Below are 2532 nucleotides of genomic sequence, written 5' to 3'. Positions count from 1 at the left end.
TGAATTAGGATTTTATAAAGATAAAAAGAGTATAGAATTAAATATTAATAAAGAAAGCACAGCAAATTATTATAAAAAATTAGATTTACCTTTAAAATTAGAAATTTATGTAGATAAAAACAATAAAGACTACTTAAGTATAGCCGAAAATCTTGCTATGCAATTAAAAGATTTTGGAATATTAACAGATGTATTACAAACCAACAATGATGATAATGAAGCTAGTAAGATTGTAGATATTGAAGTATATGATAGTATTAATTTTGCAACTATTTTAAATACAAATAAGATTAATAAAACTCAAGCAAAAAATACCATAAATCAAGTGCAAGAGAATTATTACAAAGAGTTTCAAGAGCAGATTAAAATGAACCCTTCTTATGTATTTTTGGTAAATTACAATTATTTTTTAGCTTATAATAAAAAAATTAAAGGTATTGAAAATATGCCAATAGGATTTAATGGAAACGGATTATTTTCTCAAGTAATTAAGTGGTATAAATATGAATAATTTCATTATTAGCCTAAAAGATTTTTTTACATTTAGATTTTTAGCATTTTCTTTATTTCCACTAATTATAAGCTCAATTATATTTATTAGTTTATTAACACTTGCATTTAGTTATGTTGGTAGTTTAGATTTTAACGAAGAAGCTTTTAACTTTTTTTTAGGTGCGATGATACTACACGCCATACAAATATTTATTATGATAATTACTATTTCAGGTGGTGGTTTTTTAGCTTTATATTTATCTATATTTTTTGCTTTAGTTATTACTTCATTTTTAACTCCAATGATAGTTAGAGAAATCAATTTAAAGCATTATAATTACAATAAATTAGATGAAATAGGGTTAATTCAAATAACTTGGCTTTTGTTTAAAATCGTATTGAAATTCTTATTCTTTTTATTTTTTGTGCTTTTATTTCACATAATTCCTATATTAAATTTCATAGCATCATTTTTAATGTTTTGCTTAATGTTTTATTTATTTTTTAACTTTTTAATTTACGATGTGGCTAGTTGTGTTTTAAATAAAAATGATTTTTTAAGTTTTAAACCTTTTAAATTTAAATATATTTTTTGCGTATTTTTATTTTATTTGGCTTCAAATATTCCTTATGTTGGGTTTTTTCTACCTGTATTTTTTGTAATATTTCTAGCTCATTTATTATTTCAAAATGAATTAAGATTAAAACAGCCTTTAAATTGATTAAAAATAACTTTTATATTTTGATTTTTTTGTAGTATTTAATTTTATTTTTAAGGAGATTATTATGGTTTTAAACAATGAAATTATTTGTAATGTATGTAGTCTAAAAGCTAGCGAAGACGAGCACGCAGTATTTATTAGAGCTCATAAAAACAATAAGCCAGTAGATATTTGCACAAGTTGTATTCCGAGCGTAATTCACGGCTCTGGAATGGTTGTAAAAAGTGATGAAGAAATCATTAAAGATTTAGATTGATTTTAGGAATTTCATTTGAAATTCCTATGGTAATTGTATGTTATTTAGCATTTTAGAATTTTTACATAATTACTATGGCTTAATAATAACTATTTTTTACTTCATATTACTTGGTATATTCGTTTTATTTATAAAAAAGGCAGAAAAATTTATAAATGACAAAAATAAAGAAATTCAAACATTAAAAATAGATAAAGAAGATTACGAAGATACAAAAACTAATAAAAATATTTTGCTATACAAGAATTATAAATATGAAGAAGAATTATTAAAACTCAAAGATGAGTTAAAACGATTACAGACTTTAACAACTTCAGATATTAATAAAATAGCCATTGAAAAAGCACAAGAATTGATATTAGAAAAAGAAAAAGATTATGAAGAAAAATTAAAAGAATTAAATAGATATTATAAGCTAGAAAAAGATAAACTAATTCAGTCTTATGAATTAAAAATAAGTGAAGAAAAAAACGCACAAAATAAAATCAAATTAGAAAATATCAAAAAAGGCAAAAATTACGAATATCAAATAAAAATATACTATGAAAATATAGGTTATAAGGTTTTTCCAAATGGTTTTGTAAATGGTAAAAACGACAAAGGTATAGATTTAATAGCGTATAAAAATAGTGAAATAAGGCTAATTCAATGCAAGTGCTACACAAATCCACCAAAACAATATCTGCTTAGAAAATTTATAGGAGATTGTGAAGTTTTTATTAGAAACAATCCATCATTATGTGATAATAAAATAATTTATAAAGATTTTATAACAAGCTGTAATGATAAAGATTACGGAGTAGTGTGTTATTTAAGAGAATATCCAAATGAAATAAATTATCAAATCATTAACTATATAAATTAAAGCATTAAGACAATAAATAATAGATTAATAGTTTTTTGTTTGCTATAATTAATCTTATTTTTAAAGGTAAGATATGAATGAGTTTTTAATATATCTAACATATTTTTTAGATAATTTACATGGTTTAGCTAGTGGGATTATTAGTATTTTAATTCCTATAGATTATGTGCCATTTTTTATTACCTATCCTACGCTTT

The 2532-nt window shown here is 22.0% G+C and carries 3 protein-coding genes and 1 pseudogene; all 4 read left to right on the top strand.

The annotated features are described in order from the left end of the window. Positions 1–511, top strand: a pseudogene (locus tag KJQ97_RS09115) (hypothetical protein); the annotation flags it as partial. Next, the gene (locus KJQ97_RS09110; protein WP_214120649.1) at positions 504–1214 is read left to right on the top strand and encodes an EI24 domain-containing protein; all 711 of its coding nucleotides are present in this window, start codon (positions 504–506) and stop codon (positions 1212–1214) included. The pseudogene KJQ97_RS09115 and the gene KJQ97_RS09110, both read left to right, overlap by 8 nt. A 64-nt stretch (positions 1215–1278) precedes the next feature. Then, entirely contained in the window at positions 1279–1470 is a 192-nt protein-coding gene (locus KJQ97_RS09105) for a hypothetical protein (protein WP_214117910.1), read from the top strand. 37 nt (positions 1471–1507) lie between these two features. Continuing rightward, positions 1508–2335: a restriction endonuclease gene (locus KJQ97_RS09100; RefSeq protein WP_214120648.1), complete on the top strand. Its 828-nt coding sequence runs from the start codon at positions 1508–1510 to the stop codon at positions 2333–2335. Positions 2336–2532: the final 197 nt, after the last annotated feature.

Source organism: Campylobacter sp. 2018MI01 (genome assembly GCF_018501205.1).
GTDB lineage: Bacteria > Campylobacterota > Campylobacteria > Campylobacterales > Campylobacteraceae > Campylobacter_E.
This window is presented reverse-complemented; position numbering and strand designations above follow the sequence as displayed.